Source organism: Nostoc sp. JL34 (assembly GCF_017114945.1).
Lineage (GTDB): Bacteria > Cyanobacteriota > Cyanobacteriia > Cyanobacteriales > Nostocaceae > Nostoc.
On sequence record NZ_JABXKQ010000015.1, the window covers coordinates 74,551 to 95,575 of the forward strand.

Sequence of the window (21,025 nt, forward strand, 5' to 3'; positions counted from 1 at the left end):
TAATGGTAAATATGCAAACCTCAGATAACCAAGATCCTATTGATGGTGTCGCCATTATTGGCATGGTAGGAAGATTTCCTGGCGCTGGAAATGTAGATGAGTTTTGGCGCAATCTGTGTGAGGGATTAGAGTCAACGACTTTTTTTCAAGATGAAGAACTAGACCCTAGTATTGACCCGAACCTTTGCAAAGATCCTAGCTACGTGAAAGCTAGAGGAATCATTCCTGGGGGCGAAACTTTTGATGCTGCTTTCTTTGGTATTAATCCACTGGAAGCTGTGGTGATGGACCCACAAGCCAGAGTTTTTCTAGAGTTGGTTTATGAAGCCCTAGAAAATGCTGGTTATGAATCAGAGTCTTTTGAGGGTTTGATTGGTTTATACGCTGGTTGCGGTCAAAATACTTATTTTGCTAACCACATTTCTGGACGTATGGAAATTGTCGATCGCATCGGCGAGTTCCAGACGATGCTAGCAAATGAAAAAGACTTTTTAACAACCCGTGCTGCTTACAAGCTCAACCTCAAGGGGCCGGCTGTCAGCGTTAATACGGCTTGCTCTACTTCTTTAGTAGCAATTATTCAAGCTTGCCAAGCCTTAAGCAGCTATCAGTGTGATATGGCTTTAGCTGGTGGTGTATCTATGACTACACCTCAAAATAGCGGTTATATGGCTCAAGAAGGCAGTATGCTGTCTGGGGATGGGCATTGTCGTCCCTTTGATGTCAGCGCTCAGGGCACAATGTTCAACAATGGCGCAGGAGTGGTTGTTCTAAAGCGTTTAGAAGATGCACTCAATGATGGCGATCGCATCTATGCTGTAATTCGGGGTTCTGGTATCAATAATGACGGCGCTGATAAGGTGAGCTTTACGGCTCCCAGTGTAGACGGACAAGCAGAGGCCATTGCAATGGCGCAAGCTGATGCTAACTTTCACCCAGAAACCATCTCTTATATTGAAGCTCACGGCACGGCTACACCTTTAGGTGACCCGATTGAAATTGAAGCGCTGACGCAAGCATTTCGGGTACATACAGATGCTAAACAATTTTGTGCGATCGGTTCTCTTAAAAGCAATGTCGGACATTTAGTTGCGGCGGCTGGAGTAGCAGGGTTAATTAAAACCGCTCTCGCCCTGCATTATAAAAAGATTCCACCTAGTTTAAATTTTGAGGCTCCCAACCCGAAGATTGACTTTGCCAACAGCCCATTCTATGTAAATACCAAACTAGCTGAATGGTCAGAAGGTGAAACTCCGCGACGAGCCGGTGTGAGTTCTTTTGGTGTCGGCGGGACTAATGCTCATATTGTGCTAGAAGAAGCGCCACAAATCCAAAGTTCAGGATCTTCGCGCCCGCAGCAGCTATTGTTGCTCTCAGCAAAAACTAGTGAAGCTTTAGAGGCTGCAACAGCAAATTTACAGCAGCATTTGCAATACAATGCCGAAATTAACTTGGCTGATGTAGCTTATACCCTACAGCGAGGGCGCAAAGCTTTTAACTACCGACGCAGTATAGTTTGTCACGATATAACAGATGCGATCGCAGCGCTGCAATCTTTAGATTCAAATCAAGTAAATACCCGGCATATAGAAATCCGCAATCCAGCCGTTGTCTTCATGTTCCCCGGACAAGGATCGCAATATGTGAACATGGGACTGAATCTCTACAACCGCGAACCTGTGTTTCAGGAGGTAGTAGATGAATGTGCTGAAATCCTTAAACCTTTGCTGGGTAAGGATTTACGAGAAATTATGTATCCAGTAGCGAGCGATGCCTACGGCGGGCTACGCCTACGCGAAACTGCGGCTATATCCCTACGGCAAACCTGCTTTACCCAACCAGCATTATTCGTCATTGAATACGCTTTAGCGCAGTTGTGGCAAAGTTGGGGAGTCAAGCCCCAAGCCATGATTGGCCACAGTATTGGTGAATTTGTCGCTGCTTGTATAGCGGGTGTATTTACCTTAGAAGATGCGCTGATGTTGGTTGCAACTCGCGGTCGCTTCATGTGGGAGTTACCAGAAGGGGCGATGCTCTCAGTCCGCCTCCCAGCCAAAGAGGTAGAGCCGCGATTGAGTGCAGAACTAGCGATCGCTGCAATTAATGGCCCTTCCTTGTGCGTAGTTTCTGGCCCCACAGAGGCGATCGCGGCTCTGCAAAAACAACTAGAAAACGAAGAAGTTGTTTGTCGCTATTTACACACTTCCCACGCTTTCCACTCTCCCATGATGGATAGCATCATTGCCCCCTTTGCTAAGGTAGTTGGGAAAGTTAAATTATCGCCACCCCAAATTCCCTTTGTATCCACAGTTACCGCTGACTGGATTACAGCCCAGCAAGCAACTGATCCGATGTATTGGGCAACACATCTGCGTCAGACTGTGCGATTTGCGGAGGGCGTACAAACTCTATGGCAGCAACCAGAACGCTTACTGTTAGAGGTCGGGCCACGAATCACAACTACAACCTTAGCCCGCCAACAAGCAAAAGATATTAAACAACAGATAGCGATTCCTTCTCTGGGTGATAATGCTGACAACGAAGCCGAATGGACAGCATTACTCAAGGCAGTAGGACAACTGTGGCTAGCAGGAGTATCTATTGACTGGAGCAACTTCTATCAAAGAGAAACGCGACAACGAATTTCCCTGCCTACCTATCCCTTTGAACGCCAACGCTTCTGGATTGATCCTCCACCTCATCCCAATCGTGCAGCAACTCCTAAACTACCAAATCCCCAATTATTAAAAAAGACCCAAGCTATGACAACATCCCCTCAGCAAAAGCTCATTCCACTGCTCAAAGAAATTATTGAAGAAACTTCAGGCTTGGAAATCGCTAGTGTTGACGACTCGACAACATTTTTAGAAATGGGATTAGATTCCTTATCTCTGACGCAAGTTGGGCTAGCGTTGAAGAAAAAATTTAAAGTCAAAGTCACACTTAGGCAGTTACTAGAAATTTACCCCAATTTAGGAACACTGGCTGACTTTATCAATTCAGCCTTGTCTACTGAAACTTTATCCGCATTAGGATTAATAGAAACCGTTGCAGACTCCATTCAACAAGCACCATTACCAGCACCTGTAACCACATCACCCACTTTGGTAGTGCATGAAGTTCATACAAATGGATCTGCACCTCAGATTTCCCCCCAACCTGCTGCATCCAGTTTCCTAGAAAATGTGATTAATCAGCAGCTGCAAATCATGACTCAGCAATTGTCACTATTGGGTAACAATAGCCAATCGCTAACAATCCCAGTTGTACCTGCGGCGACATCTCAAAATAATGGTGTCAAGCCACAAAATGCTGTATCTATTCCCCCAACTCAAATCAGCAAAGAATCAGCATCGGTAGAAACAGAGTCAAATGGTGCTAAAAAGGCATTTGGTGCGGCTGCTCGAATTGAAAAGACACAAACTAAAACTCTGACAGCGCAACAACGCACTCATTTAGACAAAATTATCCAAAGATATACAAAACGGACTCAAAAATCCAAAGAATATACTCAAACTCATCGCCCTTACTTAGCAGATCCCAGAACTGTTTCCGGGTTTAATCCGACGATGAAAGAGATGGTTTACCCCATTGTGGTGTCTCGTTCATCTGGTTCTAAACTTTGGGATGTTGATGGCAATGAATATGTCGATTTAAGCAATGGCTTTGGCTTGAATTTATTTGGTTGGTCGCCACCTTTCATTACCGAAGCAATTGAAGCACAACTCAAACTCGGTATGGAAATTGGGCCACAAACTCCCCTAGTTGGAGAAGTAGCAAAGCTGATGTGTGAGTTGACTAACTTTGACCGAGCAGCTTTTTGCAACACAGGTTCGGAAGCGGTGTTAGGAGCGATGCGGATGGCACGCACTATCACAGGACGTAACTTAATCGCCATCTTTTCTGGAGCTTATCACGGTATTTTGGATGAAGTCATTGTTCGGGGTACAAAAAAACTCCGATCAATTCCGGCTGCTCCTGGTATCCCACCCGAAATGGTAGAGAATATTTTGGTGGTGGACTATGATTCGCCTGAGTCTCTAGAAATCCTCAGAAGTCGGGCTGATGAGTTAGCAGCAGTGATGGTGGAATCTGTGCAAAGCCGTCGCCCTGAATACCAACCCAAGGAATTCCTCCAGCAATTACGTGATTTCACGGAAGAAGCTGGTATCGCTCTGATTTTTGATGAAATCGTTACCGGATTCAGAATTCATCCAGGTGGCGCTCAAGCACATTTCGGTATCAAAGCTGATATAGCAACCTACGGTAAAATTGTGGGCGGTGGGCTACCAATTGGAGTCATTGCTGGCAAATCACAATATATGGACGCTTTGGATGGTGGGTTTTGGCAGTTTGGCGATGACTCCGTTCCAGAGGTAGGCGTGACTTACTTTGCCGGTACTTTTGTCCGCCATCCTTTAGCACTAGCAGCCGCCAAAGCAGTACTTCAGCATTTAAAACAGAGTGGCCCCAGCTTGCAGCAAAATCTTAACGCCAGAACCGATAAGTTTGTAGCGGAACTCATGGGTTATTTCCAGCAAGTTCAAGCACCGTTCACAGCCTATAATTTTGGCTCCCTGTTCATGGTGAAATCTGCACCAGAGTTTCCCTACGGAGATTTACTATTTTACTTGCTACGGGATAAAGGAGTGCATACTTGGGATCACCGTCCTTGCTTCTTGACGACAGCCCATTCCGAAGCCGATCTGGCTTTTGTAATGGCAGCCTTTAAAGAAAGTATTGCCGAAATGCAATCTGCTGGCTTTTTGTCTGCACCGCCTATAGAAGTAACAAACTGCGATCGCAATGGAGCAGAAATTACCAATAACAGCCTACGCAATCGTCCTCCGCAACCTAATGCCAAATTAGGACGAGATCCCCAAGGAAACCCCGCTTGGTATATTCCCGATGCCGAGCGTCCTGGGAAATATCTACAAGTTGCAAGTGTTTCCTGAAGTGTTTTGAAACAGTAATTTTCTTCAAGAAAGGAGCAAAAAATCTTCCGCCACTAAGCTTTTGATATGACTTTGATAGCTTCCTTTGATAAAAATTTACCTCACTAGGCTATGAATTAATCGATAGTTAAACATGAGGTTGTACCTGTTACATTCCGTTGTTTTGGTCAGGTCAAGCTGACCAAAACATAAGTAACTGATAAAAAGTATATTCAGTAAACAAGCAAATAATAGCCAAATACTTACATTTCACTCATGATTAAACTTAAAAAAATCAATGTATAAACACATTAAATCTCTTACTTCTCTGCGCGGTATAGCAGCTTTTTTTGTTGTTATACACCATTTCTCCTATTACACTTTACCTAAAACTGGTTCAATTCTATCAGCCTATAGCGATTTTTTTAAAAATGGATATCTGTGGGTCGATTTTTTCTTTATCTTGAGTGGTTTTATCATGACCCACGTTTATGTTGGGGATTTTTCATTAAAGGTTAATTCGTCTAATTATCGTTCATATTTGTTATCACGTTTTGCCAGAATTTATCCTCTGCATATATTTATTTTGTCTCTATTTGTTGGATTAGAAATCATAAAAATATTTTTACTACATACTTCTGCCTTCACGGGTAAATTTAACTTAACAGCCCTTTTTGCTAACGGTTTCCTTCTACAAGCCTTCGACTTAAATTGTCCACCTTTATTTTGGTGTGATACTTACTGGAATGAACCTGCTTGGTCAATTAGCGTAGAGTTTGTTATTTACTGTATCTTTCCATTTTTATTATTCTTCTTATTAAGAAATAGCCCCAAAAAAGATTTAATAATTTATAGTTTTACTCTCCTTAGCATATTACTAATAATCGCCTTTACCCGCGGCAATTTAGATAGTATTATTGGCATACCTTCAATAGCTAGATGCGGGCTAGAGTGTGTACTCGGTATTATAACTTATAAAGTCTATTATAGAGGTAATTATAAAAAGTATTTCAATCTTAATTTACTAGCAATTATAGCTATAACTTGGATAATTCTGATTATGAATTACTACTGGTCTTATTGGCGTAGCCTTCACGATTGGCTAGTTTTACCAGCTTTTTGTCTCCTGATTTTAGCTTTTTCTGTCAACAATAATAGTGTGATATCAAAGTTTTTGAGTTCCCAGTTGATGCTATATCTCGGCACTATATCTTACTCAATTTATATGGTTCATTGGTTTCTTCAAGAGTTGTTAAAAATATTTTGGCTTTATGAATTTCACAACGCCTTTGGCAAAGGATTTACAGAATATGAAACATTGACATCTTTAGGACTATTTCTTATGATTGTACTATTGACAGCATCATTGACATATAGATTTGTAGAAGTCCCTGCGCGTAATTATTTAAAATCTACAATCTTCGCTAAACAATGAATTGAGCGTCAGTAGTTTATCAAGACTGATTTAAATTTAACCACATTCAATAAACTGAGAAAATAATAGAGTTTTATGAGCTTATCACCTGTAGATTACCAATCCAGATTAACTGCGGTTGATTTTGATCCATTTGCAGATGGAGAATTACTTCTAACCGCCCCTGCCACGGAATCACAAAAAGAAATTTGGGCTTCTGTACAAATGGGGGATGCTGCCAATTGTGCTTATAATGAATCGCAATCTCTGAGACTCAAAGGCGAACTTGATGTCAAAGTTCTCCAGTCTGCGATTGAAGAGTTAGTACAACGTCATGAAGCACTACGGACAACTTTTAGCACCGATGGCAATACACTCTGCATTGTTGCTTCTCGGCAAATTGAAATCCCTATTATTAATCTTTCTAACCTGGAACCACAGGAACAACAGGAAAAATTAGCTAGTATCTTGCGACAAGAGGTAGAGCAACCTTTTGATTTGGAACATGGCCCCCTATTTCGGGCAAAAATTGTCAAATTGCAGCCGCAGGAGCATCTAGCTATCTTGACAGCCCATCATATTATTTGTGATGGTTGGTCTTGGGCGGTGCTGATGCCAGATTTGGGTAAACTTTATTCTGGCTTGCAACAGGGTATTGTTCCTGAATTAGAAGAACCAGACTACTTAAGTGAATATGCGACTTTGCAGGAAGAAGAGGCGGATAGTCCAGAAGCGATCGCTACAGAACAATACTGGTTGGAACAATTCGCTGACTCTGTACCTGTACTGGATTTCCCTAGCGATCGCCCCCGTCCACCACTCAGAACTTTTAACGCCGCCCGCGAAGATTGGCATTTAAATCCCGAACTAGTTGCCAACCTCAAACAACTAGGGACAAAACTCGGTTGTAGCTTTATGACTACGATCCTGGGAGGATTTGAGGTTTGGCTACACCGTCTGACAGGACAAAACGACTTGGTTGTAGGTATTCCAGCCGCCGGACAAGCTGCTTTGGGTCAATATAATCTCGTAGGTCACTGCGTAAATTTACTACCTTTGCGTAGCCAAATTAATGGCGAAAAATCTTTCAGCGACTACTTGCGATCGCGGCGATCGGCTGTCTTAGATGCTTACGATCATCAACAATTTACCTTTGGCAGTCTGGTCAAAAAATTAGTTTTACCACGGGATTCTAGCCGCATTCCCTTAGTTCCCATTACATTTAATATCGATCAGGGTTTAGATAGTGATAAACTCCCCTTCACTGGGCTAGAGGTAGAATTTTTCTCTAACCCCCGCGCTTTTGAGAATTTTGAACTGTTCATCAACGCCACAGAATTACATGGTCAAATGACCCTGGAATGTCAGTACAACACTAATTTATTTGATGCTGACACTATCCGCCACCGCATGGCAGAGTTTGAAACTTTGTTATTGGGTATAGTTGCTAACCCCAATCAAGCTATTGCTAAATTGCCCATTTTACCAGCAGTAGAGCAACAGTTATTAGCAACATGGAACCAGACTCAAACAGACTATCCCCAACATAAATGCATTCATCAGTTATTTGAGGAGCAGGTAGAGCGTACCCCTGATGCTGTGGCATTGGTATTTCAAGAACAACAACTTACTTATCGAGATTTAGATATTCGCGCCAACCAATTAGCGCAATACCTGCAAACATTAGGAGTGGGCGCAGATGTTCTTGTAGGAATCTGCGTGAATCGCTCCTTAGAAATGGTGGTAGGTCTTTTAGGGATTCTGAAAGCAGGTGGAGCTTACGTACCTCTAGATCCGGGTTATCCGCAAGAACGCTTGGCTTTCATGCTTTCAGACACCCAGATCAAATTACTATTGACTCAAAAACAACTAGTTGATAAATTACCCGATCACGCCGCCAGTGTAATTTGTCTAGATACCGATTGGGATACAATCAACCAAAAAACACCAGAGAATTCAATTACTAGTGTTAAAGCTAATAACTTGGCTTATGTAATGTACACGTCTGGTTCTACAGGTCAGCCCAAAGGTGTTAGTGTTATCCATCAAGGTGTAATTAGATTAGTCAAAGACACTAATTATGTAAATCTCACTACCAAAGAAGTATTTCTGCAAATTAGTCCCGTCTCCTTTGACGCTTCAACCTTTGAAATTTGGGGTTGTTTGCTTAACGGTGGAAAACTAGTAATCTTTCGTCCCCATACCCCATCTTTAGACGAATTAGGGCAAATTATTCAGCAATACCAGGTGACAACCCTGTGGTTAACAGCGGGTTTATTCCATCTAATAGTCGATGAAAAAATTGATGCTTTAAAACCCTTACGCCAACTTTTAGCAGGTGGTGATGTTTTATCGGTTCCTCATGTCCAGAAATTTCTTAACACAGTAGAAAACTGTAAACTGATTAATGGTTACGGGCCGACAGAAAGTACAACTTTTACCTGCTGTTATGAAATTACAGCACCACTAAAGCCAGGGACTTCTATTCCTATTGGTCGCCCCATTGCTAATACCCAAGTTTATATCTTGGACTCCCATTTACAACCTGTCCCGATTGGAATCACAGGTGAGTTGTATATTGGTGGCGATGGTCTAGCACGAGAATATTTCAATCGCCCGGATTTGACTGCTGAAAGATTTATTGCCAATCCTTTTAGCTCAGATCCCCAATCACGCTTATATAAAAGTGGAGACTTAGCTCGCTATTTACCAGATGGAAAGATTGAATACCTAGGTCGGGTTGACAATCAGGTAAAAGTAAGCGGTTTCCGCATAGAATTGGCTGAAATTGAAATCGCATTTTTGCAATATCCAGCAATAAAAGAAGCGGTCGTAATTGTTCGAGAAGATACTCCTGGAGAGAAATTACTAGTTGGTTATTTTGTCGCAGAAGTTGGTCAAGATAACCCACAAATAATCTCAGAATTACGGCGATTCTTGAAACAACAGCTTCCAGAATATATGGTGCCAAAGATTTTTATGGCACTGGAAGCCTTACCGCTAAATGCTAACGGCAAAGTTGATCGTCGGGCACTACCAAAGCCTGATTCTTTCCGTCCAGAATTGGAAGCAAATTATGTAGCGCCTCGCACTCCCATTGAGCAGCAGATTGCAGATATCTGGACACAGGTTTTAAATGTCAAGCAGGTTGGGATTTACGACAACTTTTTTGAACTAGGTGGATATTCTCTATTAGGAATTCAAGTGGTTTCTCGACTGCGCCAAGCCTTGCAAGTAGAAATTCTCATGTCCAATCTATTTGAATTACCAACGGTAGCAGATTTGGCTGAACGAGTTGAGACTCTGCGTTGGGCAGCCCAAGGTGTTCAGGCCGCTGATAGTGAAACGGCTGATGATTACGAGGAAGGTGAGCTATGAAAACATTGGATGAACTACTATCTGAGCTACGTCAGCGCGATGTCAAACTTTGGCTAGAGGGCGAACGCTTACGCTATCGGGCAGCAAAAGATAGTCTCACACCAGAATTGCTCACCGAGTTAAAAACTCAAAAAGCCGAAATCATCAACTTTCTGCGACAAATTACTACAGCCGCCAGTTCACAGATTCCCCCAATTGTCGCTTGTGAACGGAATGGCAACTTGCCGCTTTCCTTTGGTCAGCAACGGATATGGTTCCTCCATCAGTTTGAACCCAACAGTTCCTCAAATAATATGCCCGTTGTGGTGCGTTTTACGGGGAATCTCAATGTTGCAGTCTTGGAGGAAAGTTTAAGAGAAGTCGTCCGCCGCCATGAAGTTCTGCGGACAACTTTTCCAGCAGTGAATGGAAAACCCACTCAAGTCATCGCCACTGATGTTTCTTTGACACTGCCAATAATTGACTTGCGGCAAGTACCAGATGAACAACGGGAAGCGGAAGCTCTCTTACTGGCAACGAAAGAAGCTCATCAACCCTTTGATCTCGCCAATGGCCCGATTTTGCGGTTGCTGCTGCTGCGATTGAGCGATCGCGAGCATCTGCTAATCTGGAATATGCACTGCATAGTTTGTGATGGAGCTTCTTCCGATATATTTTATCAAGACTTCACTACCATCTATAAAGCATTGTCGGCAGGGAAAGCTTCTCCTTTAACTCCTTTACCAGTGCAGTATGTCGATTTTACCAATTGGCAATATCAGTGGCTCCAAGGAGAGGTTTTAGAGTCACAGGTAAACTACTGGAAGCAAAAGCTAGAAGGCAATTTACCGATCATTGAGTTACCTTACGATCATCCCCGTCCTCATGGTGTGCAGACATATCGAGGCGATCGCGCTGCCCTGCTGCTATCAAAGACGCTGAACCATGCCCTGACAGACCTGAGTCAAAAATGGGGTGTTACCCTGTTTATGACCCTACTGACAGTGTTTGAGCTATTGCTCTACCGTTATTCTGGACAAGAAGACCTACTCATTAGCTTTGCCAGTGCAAGCCGGGGACAGGTAGAAACCGAGCGGTTGATTGGATTTTTCTCTAATACTCTTGTAATGCGGGGTAACTTAGCAGGAAACCCAACTTTCCGACAATTGTTAGACCGCGTGCGTAAGGATTGCTTAGAGGCTTATACCCATCAAGACCTACCCTTTGAGAGACTAATTGAAGAACTTAGACCAGAACAACAAAGTCGGAACAGTTCGCCTTTATTTCAAGTAAAGTTCTCCCTCAATCCTCCTTGGTCGAATGGTCGTGGCATGGGAGCATTGCAACTACCTGATTTGAGTATCACTTCTCTATTTGGCTACATTTATCATGGCAAGACCAAATACGATCTGACATTAGTCTTGCGGGAACAGGATAATGGTCTGGGTATGGTATTTGATTATAATGCCGAAATGTTTGATGCCAGTACCATAGAGCGGATGTTGGGACACTTCAAAACTTTACTCGAAGGTATTGTTGCTAATCCCGATCAGCCGATATCTGAATTACCTCTGTTGACAGCAGGTGAACAACATCAAGTGTTGGTTAATTGGCATGGCAAGCAGACTAATTATCCCCACAATACTTGTATCCATCAGTGGTTTGAAACTCGAGCTAAACGAACTCCAAATAATATTGCAGTAAGTTTTGAAAATCAGCAACTAACCTATCAGGAACTCAACCAGCGTGCAAATCAACTAGCCCACTATTTGCAAACTCTAGGGGTAAAATCGGGAACACTCGTCGGTCTTGATATGGAGCCTTCCCTAGAGATGATTGTGGGGCTGTTGGGTATTTTGAAAGCAGGCGGAACTTACGTATCCATAGCTCCAACATCTGGGCAAGATCGTCTGGCTTTCATTTTAGAAGATGCCCAAATATCTTTAGTGTTAACCCAAAGCTCATTAGTTGAGAAACTCTCTGAGCATCAGCTACAAGTTATCTGTTTGGATAGTGATTGGAAAGGTATCGCACTACACGCGACTGAAAATCTGCAATATTACATCACAGATCAGACTCTAGCCTGTGTGATGTATGTGTCCGGCGGCAATGGAAAACCCAACGGCATAGCCATTACCCACCGTAATCTCGTCACCCATAGTCTAGCAATCAGTGACACTTGGGAGTTGACCCAGAGCGATCGCCTACTACTAATACCTAGTATCAGTTGCGATTCTTTCATTGAATCACTGTTTCCCACTTGGATTGCTGGTGCGATCGCAATTCTCCAGTCTCAAGAGCTACAAAACTCGACGGCGCAGTTTTTCTCATTCATTGCTCAACAACAGATTACTGTTGTTAATTTACCAACTTATTTTTGGTATGAGTTAGTTAACGAGCCATCTGTATCTGCACAAACCTTGCCAGTCAGCTTGCGCTTAGTCATGGTTGGTGGTGAAAAAGTCTCACGCCATGCTTATTTTACTTGGGTAGAAAAAGTTGGTAAGCGATCGCGCTGGCTAAATGCTTACGGGTCACTAGAAACAACTTTAACCGCCACGGTTTACGATCCAGAAACTGCCACTGAAGCTAGCAACACTCGGTCAGAAATTCCTATAGGGAGAGCGATCGCCAATACCAAAGTCTACATTCTCGATCAGCGATCGCAACCTCTGCCAGTTGGCGTTACTGGGGAAATCTACATCAGCGGTATCGGTGTTGCAGACTACTTTAACCGTCCCGACTTAACTTCTGAGAAATTTATCCCCAATCCTTTTAACAGCGAATCTGGGGCATACCTTTACAAAAGTGGCGACTTAGGACGCTACTTAAGTGATGGCAATATTGAGTTTCTGGGCCGCCTAGACAATCAGGCTAAAATTTGCGGCTTTCGCGTTGAGTTGACAGAAATTGAAACAATTTTAAGTCAATATCCAGGCGGACAAAAAACTGTGGTAATTGCCAAAGAAGATGTTCCTAGGGATAAACATTTAGTTGCTTATGTTGTCCCCAAAGAAGGGGAGACTTTTGGAAGTGAGCAACTACTGAGTTTTCTCCAGCAAAAGTTGCCTGAGCATTTATTACCTTCTGCCTTTGTCATAGTCGATTCTCTACCATTGAGTGCTAATGGCCAAGTTGATCGCAAAGCCTTATCTGCGCTTAATCCAACTAATTCTAAAATAGAAAAAACATTTGCTACAGCAGAAAATCCATTACAACTTCAATTAACAGAAATCTGGGAAAATATTTTAGGAGTTCATCCGATTGGAATAACAGACAACTTTTTTGATTTGGGTGGACACTCACTGCTGGCAGTCCGTCTGTTTTCTGAGATTGAAAAGATTGTAGGCAAAAACTTAGCTCTATCCATCCTCTTGCAAGCCCCAACTATTGAGCAATTAGCTAATATTGTTGAGCGAGAAAGATGCTCAAAACTTGGAGTTGCGGCGACACCAACAGTTGATGTCAAATCTGAAACATCAATTCCTTGGTCATCTTTAGTACCTATTCAGCCCAACGGTTCTAAGCCTCCTTTCTTTTGTGTACATGGTTTGGGTGGAGAAGTTCTACGTTTCCGGGAATTGGCAGTGCATTTAGGATCAGATCAACCATTTTATGGACTGCAACCACAAGGGTTAGATGGAAAACAACTTCCTTATACCCGGATTGAAGAGATGGCAGCGCACTACATTCAACAAATCCAGACTATTCAGCCCCATGAGCCTTATTTAATCGGCGGCTACTCCTCTGGCGGTATAATTGCTTACGAGATGGCTCGGCAATTGGTTATGCAAGGCAAGAAAGTAGCTTTGCTAGTTTTATTTGATACTTACGGTTCCAGAAATATTGCATCTGTGCCATTAGCCTCTCGCCATTGGAAGAGTCTTTTAGCAATTGCATCTAACTATGTTATTGAGCAGGTAAAAGGAAATACAGAGCGATTTAAGTATCAGATCAAAGAGATCCTCTGGCGGATTGTCTTTCAGTTTCACCTGAGCCTCGGCCGCCCCTTACCTTACTCCAACCGGAAATTCATGGTAGAAGAGGCCACCAGACAAGCGCTCAGAAAATATGTTCTACAAGTTTACTCAGGTCAAGCAACCGTATTCCGAACAGAAGATGGTCTTGTAGTTGGACAACGGGAGGCTGATGCCAAAATGGGTTGGGGTAAATTGGCATTAGGGGGAGTGGATATCTATGATATTTCTGGGATTCATAATTCCATTTTTAAAGAACCCCATGTACGATCTGTGTCTGAAAAAATGAAGGCTTGCATAGATCAAATTATTGCAGAAACCATAGGAAAGAAGTAATATCATGTTCGGGTAAAGACTCATCATTTAGACCGCAGGGGTGCAGGGGGCAGGGAGCAGGGAGAAAGAGGTTTTCCTGATTTTTGCACGGATGCGGTAATCATAAGTAATTAACCGGACTTGATATAACTCAGTGAAGTAAAAAACTTAAGTCTCTAAGCCTGATATAAAGCCTGTTTTGCTTCTGACTCTCCAAATTTCCGTGGACGATCAAAGTTATTTCTGAATTGTGCTTTAGTAATAGTTTGACAACCTCATCTCACTTGCGGGATGGGGTTGTTTTATTTGCGGGTAATAACTTTCACCGACAGCTTTATCTATGTGTAAATGCGATCGCCAATAAAGCCTTTGCATAAGTCCCAAGCTAGACTTTACTCAGTTTATTTACTGAGGTGATTAACCCTATTTACACAATAAGCTATATAGTACATTCCTCCCTTGCTAACAAAGAATATTATTTTTATGAGCAAAAACAGGTGTGAGGAAAGCTAAAACATTTTTAATAAAAGCAATCATGAGCGTATCATTTACAAATGCCACTAACTTTCTAGCTGGGACAAATCCCAATTCCGTTACTGCGGCAGATATTGATGGTGACGGTAAAAAGGACTTGGTGGTAGCTAACTCTGATGACAACAATGTTTCGGTGCTGCTGAACGATGGCAGTGGCGGCTTTGGCACTGCCACCAACTACACAGTTGGCACAAATCCCAATGCCGTTGCTGTAGCAGATTTTGACGGTGACGGCAAACTGGATTTTGTGGTAACGAACTCCAGTGACAATAATGTCTCAGTGCTGCTGAACGATGGCAGTGGCGGCTTTGGCACTGCTACCAACTTTGCAGTTGGGACAAATCCCAATGCCGTTGCTGTAGCAGATTTTGACGGTGACGGCAAACTAGACTTGGTGGTAGCTAACTCTGATGACAACAATGTATCAGTGCTGCTGAACGATGGCAGTGGCGGCTTTGGCACTGCCACCAACTTCGCAGTTGGCACAAATCCCAATGCCGTTGCTGTAGCAGACTTTGACGGTGACGGCAAACTAGACTTGGTGGTAGCTAACTCTGATGACAACAATGTATCAGTGCTGCTGAACGATGGCAGTGGCGGCTTTGGCACTGCCACCAACTTTGCAGTTGGGACAAATCCTCGTTCCGTTGCTGTAGCAGACTTTGACGGTGACGGCAAACTAGATTTTGTGGTAGCTAACTCTGATGACAACAATGTATCAGTGCTGCTGAACGATGGTAGTGGCGGCTTTGGCACTGCCACCAACTTTGCAGTTGGGACAAATCCTCGTTCCGTTGCAGTAGTAGACATTGACGGTGACGGCAAACTGGACTTAGTGGTAGCTAACTCTGATGACAACAATGTTTCAGTACTGCTGAACGATGGCAGTGGCGGCTTTGGCACTGCCACCAACTTCACGGTCGCTTCAAGTCCTGCTGCTATTGCTGTGGAAGACTTTGACGGTGACGGCAAACTGGATTTTGTGGTAGCTAACTCCGGTTCTAGCAATGTATCTGTATTGCTAAATACTTCCAATTCTGACCCCACAAACTTAATGTTGAGTGCTACATCTGTCGATGAGAATGTAGCTGCTGCAAGTCAAATTGGCACTTTCACCACCACTGACCCAGACACTAATGACCAGCATACCTATAGTTTAATAGCGGGTACTGGCGATAGTGATAACGCCCTATTCACCATTGTCGGCAATAGCCTACAAATAAATAATTCTCCTAACTTTGAAAGCAAATCAACTTACAACATCCGAGTAGCTAGCACAGATCTTGGTGGACTCGTCTTTGAGAAGCAGTTAGTTCTCAATGTCAATGACCTCAACGAAAAGCCCACAGACTTGACATTTAACGCTATCAGCGATGACGATGATGAAAAAATTATCGGCATCTTCAGCACCATTGATCCAGACCAAAATGATCAGCACACTTATAGTTTGGTGGCAGGCACTGGTGATACTGATAATGATGCATTCATCATCAAGGACGATAGCTTAAAAATTAAATCTGACGTGACTAAATCTAGTTACAAAATCCGCGTCCGCACTACTGACATTGATGGACTTTCTTTTGATAAAGAGTTGGCTGTTAATATTGATGGATTTGGGTCTACTACAAATACCCAAGTGACAACAATTTTCCAGTTGGTCAATATTACTCAAAATATCTTTATCGTCAATAGTAAAGTTAAGGGTCGTAAAGGAAAGCTTTCTCTTAAGATTAAAAACAACACCGCTAAAGAGGTAAATGAACTATGTGTATTTGCTGTTGACGATGAAGAAGGTAGGATTAACGGCATAGCCCCTGGTGCAGAGGGTTATACGCGAGTGGCTCTAGAGCGCTCAAAGGTGATTTTCTCCTCCATTGCTAAACTACCCAAGGGTTTTAAGCACGCTGACCTGAAAAATATCTTAGAATTCGAGTCTGGTACAAAACTCAGATTCTATCTGGTATCCAACAGTACTACTCAGGCTGTACTGTCTGGAAAAACCTCTTTCTCAAGTGTCCTTTTTTCCTCACCTACAAATAGCAACACAGATGAGGAAGGGTTTTCTCTCAACTTTCAGAATTTGGTTGTAAATATTCAAGCAACCAATGAAGAAGTATCCTTAGGTACTGGTCTGCAAGGCAAATCTCAAGGCGAACTGATTGATTTACGGAGTGTGACACAATCAGTAAAAGCTGAATTTGCAGTCAATAGAGAAGCATCTTACAACAACTTTATCGGCTTCTATCAAGTGGCTGATGAAAATGGTGGTATTGACACTAATAGCGATGGCATAGCAGATATCCTTGTTGGACAGGCTGGTTACGCCAAAGCTGCTGTGCGTGGGCGTGTTGCAGGCATTGACTTGATGGTGAAGAACCAAGGTACTGCAAAATACACTGGCAGTTTTGGGCCTAATTCTTTGTTTGCACCATTTATTATTGTAGATGGTAAACCCGATGCAATTCTCGATAGCAATAACAATAAAAAGGTTTACTTCTCATTCTTGGGCGCTAACTCAGATAAGGTAGATCATATTCGGTTGTTGGGGAATAACACCTTTGGTTTTGAAGATTTACCAAATGGTGGTGACAAAGATTACAACGATGTGATTGTGCAGGTGAATTTGAGTGTCAATGCTGCGTAATATCAAATGCAAGTAATTACTTAGCAAAATCGAACAACCTCATCCCGGTTGCGGGGTGGGGTTATTTTATCCGTAGCGATTAGATAAACTTGATATTAATTAAATTAGTAAATTTACTGAAGGCAGTTATTGGCTTTCCTTCATAAATTTAATAGTTGATTCCTCTAGGTGACAAAAAGTCTTCACCTTTACTTTTCCGGTTAATTTTTATTAAATTAAGCTAGCAAAAAAGTGATGAAGAATTCTTTAATAATCGGGTATGGGTGCTGTTCAACGAGGAAAACTTACTGTCTTTCGCCATTAGTGATACTGTCAATCCCTGTATTTCAGAATTTGTCAAAAATAATTCAGAAATTTAAAGTTTTTTTTATTACATAATTGTTAACTAGGGTATTTACTTAGGAAAACATCTGTGATAGTTTCATGTTGATGAGCATAAATTAGAATCCGCGACACAAAGTTTAACAACCGCATTTCTGTGTCTTAGTTTGATAATTAGTATCCATCTTGCATACTTGCAATGCTAAATATTGATTTTAAACTTGTATAAATTATGTGGCGTTAACCAAGTGATAACTTGTCCTCCATCTATTTACACTATATTTGTCTTAAACAATGCATAACAGTAGGAACTCGTGATGGAAATGCAGGTATGGAATTAGACGAAGCTACTCTCTGTACTTTTACAGATGGCATACTGAATACCACAGAAATATTGCAGGTGGTGGCATAAAACCAAACACTGCCACTGTTAGTAAAAGAGATACTTTCTAATATTTTCGGCTTTATTCCTCACTTTTACCTTCAACTTGTTTTATATGACTTATATTAAGAACACTTTTCCCGAATTTCTCACCGCCCTAGAAGGGTTTGAGCAGTTACCAGATGGAGCGATCGCTAATTTATCAGAACAGCTGCAAGCTTGGCGCTATCGCATAGGTCAGAAAATCATCGGTAAAGAAAGCCTCCCAGAACGCATCACGATCATTTATGAAGGACAAGTGCGCCTGTTGGGATACGACCCCCAGACGCAAATGCCAATCACCCTAAAATTACTGCAACCAGGGGAAATTATCGGCGAAATTGGTTTGTTGCGCGATGTCGCCTGTGAGACTGCGATCGCTTCCACCGAAGTAGTATGTTTAACCTTGAGTGCATCAGCATATTTTAGCTTTCTGGCTTCATACCCAGCTTTTGCCGAAGCTCGTAAGAACCGCAGTTATTTGGTAGAAGTTTTCGATATTCTCGGTTCCTATTGGCAAAAACAAGCGATCGCGACTTTAAATCTCAGAGAACTGGCAGAAAAAGCCTTACCACAGGCGAAAGTACAATACTTACCTCTAGGAAAAACTCCATTCAACCAACTCGATAGCGAAAGCGCCTGGTTTGTGAGTGGTGGTGGTACAGTAACAAATTTATCTGTTGGCGATCGCTTAGAATCAGACGATGACAGAGACAAAATCCAGGTCATCGGTCAAAACCCCGCGCGGCTACTTGGTATACATCCGTCAGATTTGATCTTAGAAGATAGTCATCAGATAGAACTTGTGGTAAGTGACACCACATTAGACAGAGATAGCGCCGACGACCTAGATATTATTCCCTACGCATCAGACGAAGTAGTTCCACCGACAGCCCCCCAAAACTCAAAGAATTCGTCAAAACAGAAATACCCATTTTTTGGTGGTAAGGGAGAACTAAATACAGCCTTCGCCTGCTTCCAAATGATCGCGAAGCACCTAGAAATGCCATTTCGTCGAGAGGTGGTTCGCCGGATATTAACCGAGCAAGTCAAACGTCAGGGGACTATATCGTTTCAAGTTACTGCTTACCTGGCAGAATTAATCGGACTTAAGGCACAGTTGGTAGAGCTACCAGTCGCTTCAATGACGCGCATTCCTACACCAGCATTGATTCGCTATGGTGATAGTTTTGCGGTTTTATATGAAGCGGATGCAAATACCGTGGTTGTAGGTGTCCCATCCCAAGGAATTGTCCGCTGTAAACCCGCTCAATTGGTTGAGCAATTAGATGTTGATCCAACCAACTTTCCGCCCCAAGTTAGGGTATTGCTGCTCACTGCTACTAAAGAAACACCCCAAGAACGCTTTAGTTTACGGTGGTTTTTGCCCTATTTGTCACGCCACCGTCGAGTCCTGATAGAGGTTTTTATCGCTTCCTTTTTCGTGCAGTTGGCAGCGTTGGCAAATCCGCTAGTCGTTCAGTTAATTATCGACAAAGTTATCACTCAAAATAGTATTGGTACACTACATATTTTAGGAGTTTTGCTATTAGTAGTCGGGCTATTTGAAGCAGTCTTGACTACCTTACGAACCTACTTATTTGTCGATACCACTAATCGGATCGACATGGGTTTAGGGTCGCAAATTATCGACCACTTACTACGTCTACCGCTGCGCTATTTTGAACGCCGACCGGTGGGTGAACTTTCCACACGCATCAACGAATTGGAAAATATCCGCCAATTCTTAACTGGTACGGCCTTAACAGTGGGGTTAGATGCTCTGTTTTCGGTGGTCTATATCGGTGTAATGCTGATTTACAGTTGGCAACTAACCTTAGTCGGCTTAAGCACGATTCCCGTGTTTATCGTGATTACCTTGATTGCTTCTCCCACTATTAGCAGACAGTTACGTGCCAAAGCCGAACGCAACGCCGAAACTCAATCTTATTTAGTGGAGGTGATGTCAGGAATTCAAACAGTAAAAGCGCAAAATATCGAATTGCGATCGCGCTTTTCTTGGCAAGAGCGTTACGCTCGATTTGTCGCCGCTGGTTTTAAAACAGTTGTAACTTCCACCCTCGCTAACTCTACCAGCAACTTTCTCAACAAACTCAGTAGCTTACTAGTTTTGTGGGTAGGAGCTTATTTAGTACTGAAACAAGAATTGACTTTAGGCGAATTAATTGCCTTTAGGATTATATCGGGTTATGTCACCAGCCCAATATTGCGCTTAGCTCAACTCTGGCAAAGCTTCCAAGAAACTGCCTTGTCTTTAGAGCGTTTAAGCGATATTGTCGATACACCCCAAGAAGGAGAAACAGACCGCTACAATATACCCTTACCTACGATCAAGGGAGCAGTGAAATACGAAAATGTTTCCTTCCGCTTTGGGACAAGTGGGCCACTGCAACTTTCTAATGTCAACCTGGAATTTGAGCCAGGTAAATTTATCGGCATTGTCGGACAAAGTGGGTCTGGTAAAAGTACGATGATGAAATTACTGCTGAGACTTTACGAAACTGAGTCCGGCAGAATTTTGATTGATGGTTATGATATTGCTAAAGTGGAACTTTATTCACTGCGACGACAAATTGGTGTAGTTCCTCAAGAAACATTGTTGTTTGACGGCAGCGTTCAAGAAAATATTGCCCTCACGAATCCCGATGCCACAACCGAAGAAATTATCGAAGCGGCTCAGGTTGCGTGTGCCCACGAGTTTGTCATGAACTTGCCCAACGGTTACAACACGCGGGTAGGAGAACGGGGTTCTGCACTTTCAGGTGGACAACGACAAAGAATTGCGATCGCTCGTTCTGTTTTACAACGACCAAAATTATTAGTTTTAGATGAAGCAACTAGCGCATTAGATTATCCCACAGAACGGCAAATCTGTCTCAACTTAGCCAAAGCATTCAAGGGGGATACAGTATTTTTTATTACCCACCGACTGAACACCGTGAGTAATGCAGACATGATTGTTGTAATGGATAATAGCAGGGTTATAGAACAAGGTAGCCATCAAGAATTAATGGCTACTAAAGGTCATTATTATTACCTGTATCAGCAACAAGATGTTAACTTGTAACTTAGTCATTGCTGTGGGCA

At 42.6% G+C, this 21,025-nt stretch carries 7 protein-coding genes; all 7 read left to right on the forward strand.

Annotated elements, in window-relative coordinates; all coding sequences use genetic code 11:
* Positions 1–2 precede the first annotated feature (2 nt).
* Positions 3–4,955, forward strand: coding sequence for a type I polyketide synthase (locus HWQ44_RS02110; RefSeq protein WP_292714085.1), 4,953 nt, complete (start codon positions 3–5; stop codon positions 4,953–4,955).
* Positions 4,956–5,232: 277 nt separating this feature from the next.
* A complete protein-coding gene (locus HWQ44_RS02115) occupies positions 5,233–6,369 on the forward strand; it encodes an acyltransferase (RefSeq protein WP_292714087.1) in 1,137 nt (378 codons plus the stop codon).
* Positions 6,370–6,444: 75 nt separating this feature from the next.
* Entirely contained in the window at positions 6,445–9,726 is a 3,282-nt protein-coding gene (locus tag HWQ44_RS02120) for an amino acid adenylation domain-containing protein (RefSeq protein ID WP_292714089.1), read from the forward strand.
* Positions 9,723–14,018 (forward strand): amino acid adenylation domain-containing protein, encoded by a 4,296-nt coding sequence (locus tag HWQ44_RS02125; protein ID WP_292714091.1) that lies wholly within the window; start codon positions 9,723–9,725, stop codon positions 14,016–14,018. Before HWQ44_RS02120 ends, HWQ44_RS02125 begins: the two co-directional genes overlap by 4 nt.
* Before the next feature lie 514 nt (positions 14,019–14,532).
* Positions 14,533–17,175 carry an FG-GAP-like repeat-containing protein gene (locus HWQ44_RS02130; protein WP_292714093.1) on the forward strand — a complete coding sequence of 881 codons (2,643 nt, stop codon included), beginning with the start codon at positions 14,533–14,535 and terminating at the stop codon, positions 17,173–17,175.
* A 577-nt stretch (positions 17,176–17,752) separates the two neighbouring features.
* A complete protein-coding gene (locus tag HWQ44_RS02135) occupies positions 17,753–17,908 on the forward strand; it encodes a hypothetical protein (protein ID WP_292714095.1) in 156 nt (51 codons plus the stop codon).
* An 85-nt stretch (positions 17,909–17,993) separates the two neighbouring features.
* Positions 17,994–21,005, forward strand: a complete 3,012-nt coding sequence (locus HWQ44_RS02140; protein ID WP_292714096.1) for a peptidase domain-containing ABC transporter — start codon at positions 17,994–17,996, stop codon at positions 21,003–21,005.
* Positions 21,006–21,025: the final 20 nt, after the last annotated feature.